This is a genomic window from Paracoccus binzhouensis, assembly GCF_016446475.1.
In the GTDB taxonomy this organism is placed as follows: domain Bacteria; phylum Pseudomonadota; class Alphaproteobacteria; order Rhodobacterales; family Rhodobacteraceae; genus Paracoccus; species Paracoccus binzhouensis.
The window spans coordinates 1-4748 of the sequence record NZ_JAEHFP010000185.1 but is presented as its reverse complement, the minus strand read 5'-3'; the positions used below and the strand labels follow the sequence as shown (position 1 = coordinate 4748).

The 4748-nt window shown below is 71.3% G+C and carries 4 protein-coding genes and 1 pseudogene; all 5 read right to left on the bottom strand.

Features of this window, described 5'->3' with window-relative positions:
* Nucleotides 1-969, bottom strand: a 969-nt coding sequence (gene tilS / locus I9P22_RS23180) for a tRNA lysidine(34) synthetase TilS (protein WP_199262509.1), incomplete at its 3' end; no start/stop codon positions are given.
* The gene (locus I9P22_RS23175) at nucleotides 959-1921 is read right to left on the bottom strand and encodes a tol-pal system YbgF family protein (protein WP_199262507.1); all 963 of its coding nucleotides are present in this window, start codon (nucleotides 1919-1921) and stop codon (nucleotides 959-961) included. The genes I9P22_RS23175 and tilS, both read right to left, overlap by 11 nt.
* Nucleotides 1921-2430, bottom strand: a complete 510-nt coding sequence (gene pal, locus I9P22_RS23170; protein WP_199262505.1) for a peptidoglycan-associated lipoprotein Pal — start codon at nucleotides 2428-2430, stop codon at nucleotides 1921-1923. Before pal ends, I9P22_RS23175 begins: the two co-directional genes overlap by 1 nt.
* A gap of 22 nt (nucleotides 2431-2452) precedes the next feature.
* On the bottom strand, nucleotides 2453-3763 hold the full coding sequence (tolB, locus tag I9P22_RS23165) for a Tol-Pal system beta propeller repeat protein TolB (RefSeq protein WP_408635223.1): 1311 nt from the start codon (nucleotides 3761-3763) through the stop codon (nucleotides 2453-2455).
* 88 nt (nucleotides 3764-3851) lie between these two features.
* Nucleotides 3852-4748, bottom strand: a pseudogene (locus I9P22_RS23160) (protein TolA); the annotation flags it as partial.

Below are 4748 nucleotides of genomic sequence, written 5' to 3'. Positions count from 1 at the left end.
CGCCGGGCTGCGCGCCGCCGCGGCGGGTTCGCGGATCAGCCGCAGCACCCCGCCCCGCGCCTCGGCGATCACCCCGTCCAGCGTCAGCCGCCCGCCCTCGGCCAGCGTGGCCAGCGCCTGCAGCACCGGCTCGCGCCGGGGCGGATAGGCGGCGCCGGTCACGAAGCGCAGCCCTGCGACAAGAAGTCGCCGGCGGATCTCGGTCGGGGCGGCCAGGAAGCGGGACAGTGGCAGGACCAGCGAACCGGCCCGGGCCTCGGCCCCCTCGGCGACCTGGGCGGCGAATTCCTGCAAGGCGTCCCGCGCCATGGCCAGATTCGCCGCCGATTGCCCGAGCTGTTGCAGCGGCAGGTCCAGCGCGGCGATGGCCTTGCGGATGCGCACCCGCTCGAAATCCGCGTTCTCGTTCGAAGGATCCTCGCTCCAGCCCTGCCCGTGCGCCGCCAGCCATTGCCGCAGCTCGGACCGGCTGGCCCCCAGCATCGGCCGCAGCCAGGTCATGCCGCAGGCCTGGCGCGTCTCGGCCATGGCCGACAGCCCATCCACCCCGGCACCGCGGCCAAGGCGCATCAGCAGGGTCTCGGCCTGGTCGTCCAGCGTATGGCCCAGCAGCACCGCGGCCAGCCCGTGGCGGCGCGCCCAATCCGCCAGCAGGCGCAGCCGCGCCTGGCGCGCGGCCGCCATCAGGTTGCCGCCGCCGGCTCGGGTCCAGGTCAGGGTCTCGTGCCGGATGCCCAGCGCGGCGGCAGCAAGCCCGGCCTGCCGCGCCTCGGCCGCCGAACCGGGGCGCAGCCCGTGATCGACCGTCGCCGCCCACAGGCGGGCGCGGCCCCAGCGATGGGCAAGATGCAGCAGCGCCGTGGAATCGCCGCCGCCCGACAGCGCGATCCCCAGCAGGGGCAGGTTTCCGGCCAGGCGGTCCAGCGCGGCATGGACGCGCGCCTCGACCGCGGCGGGGTCAGCCGCCATCCGCGAGGTCCGCGGCGGCCTCGGGGTCCAGGCCTTCCGACGGCAAGGTTTCCGCGGTCATGCCCTCCTCTGCATCGCCGACCGAGCCTTCGATCAGCGCGTCGCAGCCGGAGGCGGCCTTGCGCTTCTCCGCCTCGGCCGCCTGGGACGAGGCCGGGAAGCGGTTGGTGATTTCCTGCAGATAGAAGCAGCCTTCCTGCGGCCCGCCCTTGGCGGACATGGCCCGCGACAGGCCCAGCAGCGCATCGGCCGCCTGCGGCCCGTCGGGATTGGCGGCGAAGCTTTCCAGCCAGGCCAGGCCTGCGCCGTCCAGATCGCCGGCGGCATCCAGCGCCGCTCCGCGCAGAAACAGCGCCTCGGCGGTCAGCGGACCACCGGCATGGGTCTTGGCAATGGCCGCAAAGAGCTGCGCAGCACGGTGAAAGTCACCTTGACCGAGCACCTCCCGGGCCCGGTCGAAATCGGCCTTTTCCGCCGCGGTGGCGGCCCCGGCCGAGGGGGTGGCTGGCTGGGTCAATGCGCCCCGCTGGTCCGACGAGGGCAGCGGCGCCGCGCCCCCCTGCTCGCCCAGCGGCGGCGGCGTGGTCAGGCTGCCAAGGTCGCAGCCCTCCTCCATCTCGCAGAGCCGGAACTCGATATCGCCGATGCGGGTGGTGCCGTCCTTGACGATGCGGTCGATGCGGTTCTGCAGCTGCTCGGTCTGGCCGGTCAGCTGCGCCAGCCGCGCCTCCATGGCGTTCATGCGGTCGATGGCGCTGTCGCCGCCCGCTGCCGCGAAGCCGGCAGGCCCCGAGGCCACGAGCTGCGCGCGCAGGTTCTGCAAGTCGGTCGAAAGCTGGCTCAGCTCGGCCCGGATATCGGCCAGGGTCCGCGCGTCCTGCGCCGCGGCCGGCCAGGCCGCCAGGGCGAAGCCCGCCGCCAGAACCAGCCCGCGGAAAACCCGTCCGGCCATCACATGCCCACCCCGGGGCTGACCACGGTCACGGCGCGGCGGTTCTTGGTGAAGCATTCCTCGGTCGAGCAGATCGCCAGCGGCCGTTCCTTGCCATAGCTGACGGTGCGCAGCCGGCCCGGTGTCACGCCCTGCGAGATCAGGTATTCCTGCACCGAATTCGCCCGCCGCGCGCCCAGGGCCAGGTTGTATTCGCGGGTTCCCTGCTCATCGGCATGGCCCTCGATCACCGCGGCGAAGCCTTGGTTCTGGTTCAGCCAGCCGGCCTGGTTGGCCAGGGTCACCCGCGCCTCGGGGGTCAGGGTGGACTGGTCCAGCGGGAACAGCACCGTGTCGCCGACGCTGGCCTTGAAATATTCGGCGCTGCCCGGCAGCACGGCCGAGCCGACGCCCGACGCGCCGCCCGCCCCCGCATAGGGGTCCTGGACCTGCATGTCCTGCGCCGGCCGGGCGCACGCCGCCAGCGCGAGAATGGCGCCGACCGCGGCAATTTTCATGAAAGTTTTCATAATCCTGTCCATCTCACGCGCTTCAGGGCAGCAACGGCCCCCAGTCGGGGTCCGAGGCCGCGCCATTGATCTTGACCGGGCGCATGTTGCGCCCCGTGATATCCACTGAATGCAGGCGCGGCTGGCCGTCGCCGCCCGGCGTCACCCGCGTGAACATCACGACGCGCCCATTGGGGGCCCAAGTCGGGCCCTCGTCAAGGAACGATTCCGTCAGCATTTTTTCTTCCGAACCATCGGTGCGCATGACGCCGATGTGGAACTTGCCGCCGACCTGCCGGGTAAAGGCGATCATGTCGCCGCGCGGCGACCAGACCGGGGTGCCATAGCGCCCCTCGCCGAAGCTGATCCGCTTCGGCTCGCCGCCATTGGCGCCCATGACATAAAGCTGCGGCGAACCCGAGCGGTCGCTTTCGAAGACGATCTGCGTGCCGTCCGGGCTGTAGCTGGGCGACGTCTCGATCGAGGGGGCGTTGGTCAGCGCCCACTGCGCGCCCGAGGCCGCGTCCATCTGGTAGATGTCGGTATTGCCGTTCTGTTCCAGCGAATAGACGATCCAGCGCCCATCGGGCGAGAAGCGGGGCGAGAAGCTCATCGTGCCCTGCCCGCCGGCGCTGAGCTGACGCACGGCCAGCGAGTTCACGTCCATCATCATCGCCTGCGGGAAGCCGGTGGCATAGCTGGTGTAGAGCAGCCGTGAGCCGTCGGGCGAGAAGCGCGGCTTCAGCACCAGCGTGGAATCGTCGGTCAGCCATTTCACGTTGGCGCCGTCGTAATCCATGATGCCGATGCGCTTGCGGCGCGCGTCCTTGGGCCCGGTTTCCTGCACGAAGGCGACGCGGCTGTCGAAATAGGGCCCCTCGCCCGTCAGCCGCGAATAGACCTGGTCGGCGGCCTTGTGCGCGGCCCGGCGCCAGTTGCCGGTCGAGGCGTCGAACTGCATGCCGTCGCCCAGCGGCTGGCCGGCAAAGACGTCGAACAGCCGGAACTTGACCACGACCTTGCCGCCTTCAACCTTGACGGCGCCGGTGATCAGCGCCTGGGCGTTGATGGCCTTCCAGTCCTCGTAGCTGACCGGCGCCTCGAAGCTTTCCGGCCGGGCGATATGGGCGCTGGCCGGGATCTCGCGGAACAGGCCGGTGCCGGTCAGGTCGGCGGCGATCAGGCTCTGCACCTGCTGCAGGTATTCGCCGGCGCCGCCCTCGTCATGGAACTGCGCGATGGCGAAGGGCATCGGCTCGATCACCCCGTCGGTGATCTCGATCCGCAACGGCCCGTCCTGCGCCAGGACCGGCGCGGCCAGCCCCAGGCCCGCAAGGGCCATCACGGAAGTCAGAAGAAATTTTCGCAACATGAATCGCCCTCGCAAGGTCTTGGTTGCAGGATAGAGTGTCGCACCGGGGGATGCCATGCGGGACGCCATGTCACTGGACCCGCGCGCCGCCGCTGGCGTTGAAGTCGATGATGACATCCTTCCAGCGGTTGTATTTCTCGGGCGGCAGGTCATAGCCGCCGCGCTCGCACATCAGGATCGCCCGGCGCGCCGCCTCATAGGCCTGTTTCGCCGCCGCGTCCGAGCCGCCCTCATGGCCGATCATGCGCAGCGAGCCCTTTTCGACCGTGCCGTCCGGGGCCATCGCGAATTGCACCGAAACCGTGGTGCGGCTGGCCTCGGTCGAAAGCGAGCCGCGGTTCCAGCATTGCTCGACCGCGACGCGGAAGCCGTCCTTCTCGCCCTGGCTCAGCGGCGGGCCGTTCGCGGCCGCACCGCCGCCGCCCGAACCGGCCGAGCCCTGGTCCTTCATCGCCTCTTCCAGCGCGGCCTGCTTGGCAGCCTCGGCCTTGCGCTCGGCCTCGGCCTGTTCGCGAGCCCTGGCCTCGGCGGCGGCCTTCTCCGCGGCCTTCTTCTCGGCTGCGGCCTTTTCCTCGGCCTCCTTGCGGGCCCTGGCTTCGGCGGCCTTTCGTTCGGCCTCGGCCTTTTCCGCCGCAGCCTTTTCAGCGGCAGCCTTTTCGGCAGCCGCTTTCTCGGCAGCAGCGCGGCGTTCGGCCTCGGCCTTCTTCTCGGCGGCGCGCCGTTCCGCGGCGGCGGCTTCGGCCGCCGCTTCCTTCTCGGCCGCCTCGGCCTCGGCCTGGCGGCGGGCGCGCTCCCTGGCCTCCGAGGCGCGGCGCGCGGCTTCTGCATCCTCGGCATGGCGCGCAGCCTCGCGGCGTTCCTCCTTCGCGCGCTCCTCGGCGGCGCGGCGGGCGGCGTCCTGCTGTGCCTTCTCGGCGGCGGCCTGTTCCGCGGCGGCCTCCTGGGCCTCGCGGGCCAGGGCGATCTC